Genomic DNA, 2,596 nt, shown 5'->3' with positions numbered 1-2,596 from the left:
CCCCGCCACTACCACCGATCGACCCCCTCCCCCTGTGGGGGAGGAACGGGGCGGGGATAACCCGCAGCCCACCGAAGCGAACCGCGAACCCGCCCCCGCCACTACCACCGAACTACCCCCTCCCCCTGTGGGGGAGGGACGGGGTGGGGTTAGCCCGCAACCCTCCAAACTGGACAGCGAACCCGCCGCCGCAGACAACACCGACGCCCCGCCAATCAGCATGGAAAGCCTGCCCGCGCCACCCGCCCTGCCCGTACAGCCGCTGCCGGAAGACATCCTTGATGCCAAACAGGCGGCGCACAACCCCATCGACTACACCCCGCTGCTCCCGCCCGCAACCACCGCGCCCCTTTATGCCGGCCACGACGGCAAGCCCGCCGCAAAACCCGTCTCCGGCGGCTATTACCGCAAAATACTGGGCAACACCGCCGACGGCCGCCGCGTGGTGCAGGACTACTACCAAGACAGCGACACCCCGCAAACCGCACCGTTCACCCTGAAAAAAGACGCCAACCCGGCGGACTTCAGCCCCGCCGCGGTGGACGGCAAAATCGTCTGGTACCGCAAAGACGGCAGCATCCGCGCTATTCAGCAATACAAAAACGGCGAGGCGGTCAGCCCGCTCTACACCTACCACGAAGGCCGTCTCGCCGTCGCCACCCCGCAACCCGGCCTGCCCTTTGACGACCTCTACAACAGCGCCGGTGAAATCAGCCGCGGCCTGCGCTACTACCACGAAAACGGGCAAATCCTCGCGCTGGAGCGGCATATCCTGCCCTGCAACGGATACTGCGAACGCTGGCTCAACCTCTACGACGAACAGGGGCAACCGCTCTACGCCGAACACTTCCGCAAAGACGGCGACCTTGGCAGCTTCCGCCGCTGGCGCGCACCGGAATACCGCCCCGCAGCGGGGCAGGAAAAAACATTCCTCGCCTCCCAAAGCGCCACCCACCGCGAAGACCGCTCCCTTGTCTATCTCGCAGCCAGCATCCGCTACAACACCCTGCGCAAAATGCTGCAATACGAGGGCCTGTAAGCCGCAACAGCCGGGCAATCGCGCCTTGCACGGCACGTTGCGTGGTGGTGGGGCAAGCCCCACCCTACGCGCTGCGCCGCGCTCGGCTTTAGCCCGCAGGAGACGATGGCGTTCGGCGACGGCCTGAACGACGTGGAAATGTTCGCCGCCGTCGGCTGCGCGGTGGCGATGGGCGACGCCTGCTCCGAACTGAAAGCGGTCGCGACGCACGAGACCGGCACGCTGGAGGAAGACGGCATTGCCCGCGCACTGCTGGATTTGGGCGTGCTGACGGCGGGGGAAGTGGGGGTGTAGCTTGGAAAATCAGCGCCCGCGCTTCACTGAACCCAAATAAATCGCCAGTAGCGTCAGCGCCGCACCGCCCCACTGAATCGCCGCGACCGGTTTCATCAGCCAAAACGCATCCAGCAGCAGCGCGGCGACCGGCTCGGCCAGTAAGAACAGTCCGGTCAGCGCCAGCGACAGGCGCGGAATGGCGAAGGCAATCAGCCCCCACGCCAAACACTGCATCACCAGCCCGTACACCAAAATCAGCCCGACCGCCTGCGCGCTGCGCGGCCACAGCGCTTCGCCCGCGATGAGCGCCACCGGTAGCGCACTCGCCGCGCCGCAGACGCTCAATATCAGCATCAGCGGCACCAGAGCCACCGGCGCCACCGCATGCACCTTGCGAATCGCCGCCATCGACAGCGCCAGCATCGCCCCGGAAACCGTACCGCTCACCAGCCCCCAGCCCGCGCGTTCATTGAGCGCAAACTCCGGGCTGGCAATCAGCGCCACGCCGGCTACCGCCAGCGCCAGACTCGCCACCTGCCAGCCGCCAGGACGTTCGCCAAAAAAGAGGAAGCCAATCGCGGCGAGGAAGAAAATCTGCAAACTGTTGAGCAGGGTCGAAATCCCCGGCCCGACCGCGTGAATGCTCTCGTGCCACAGCGCCAAATCGAGATTCAAAAACACCCCGGCTGCGGCGGCGAAGTACCAGCAGCGGCGGTTCTGCGGAAACGGCGGCCGCCGCCACCACGCCCACAGGCCAAACGCCAGCGCGCCAACCAGCAGCCGCCAAAATGACATGGCAAAGCTGCCAAGCGGCACGAAGACGATAATCAGGCTGCCCAAGCCAAAGAGTACGCAGCCAAGCACCAGCCCGGCCATCGCCCCGCGGTCGCCTCGCGGTAAAACTTGCGACATAAAACTCCTCATGCTTTTCCAAAGGGCAGAACCATAGCACGTTCACGCGGCGGGTTTGCATACACCTTGAGCGCTCAGGTGTATGTACCGCCATCCACATAAAGTTTCAGACAAGGCGCGCCGCCGAAGGTAACGCCATAGTGTGCGCCAGCAACGAAGCACCGCATGCGGTTTTCGGAGGGTTGCTATAAATGGCGAGGGGATTTATCGGATGGCGTCGCTGCGCGGTGTGTTTACTGCCCCCACCCCGCCCTCCCCACGGGGGAGGGGGCGGTTTGGAGGACGCCCGCAGCGCAAAGCCCGCAGCAGGCGGCGTTATAGTTTGCTGACGCTGCGGCGGATGGCGGGCAGGGGGGTGGTGGCGGGGTT

At 65.3% G+C, this 2,596-nt stretch carries 1 protein-coding gene and 2 pseudogenes; 2 read left to right on the top strand and 1 reads right to left on the bottom strand.

What is annotated here, in order from left to right; translation table 11 throughout:
• Positions 1–1,039, top strand: a pseudogene (locus Q0349_RS09855) (hypothetical protein); the annotation flags it as partial.
• 84 nt (positions 1,040–1,123) lie between these two features.
• Positions 1,124–1,333 (top strand): annotated as a pseudogene (locus tag Q0349_RS09850) (HAD hydrolase family protein); the annotation flags it as partial.
• A 9-nt stretch (positions 1,334–1,342) separates the two neighbouring features.
• On the opposite strand, the gene Q0349_RS09845 reads toward Q0349_RS09850, so the two are convergent.
• Complete coding sequence (locus Q0349_RS09845; RefSeq protein ID WP_298080731.1) at positions 1,343–2,227, bottom strand: DMT family transporter; 885 nt, start codon at positions 2,225–2,227, stop codon at positions 1,343–1,345.
• Between the last annotated feature and the right edge of the window lie 369 nt (positions 2,228–2,596).

It is taken from the genome of uncultured Cardiobacterium sp., from assembly GCF_938028185.1.
In the GTDB taxonomy this organism is placed as follows: domain Bacteria; phylum Pseudomonadota; class Gammaproteobacteria; order Cardiobacteriales; family Cardiobacteriaceae; genus Cardiobacterium.
This window is presented reverse-complemented; position numbering and strand designations above follow the sequence as displayed.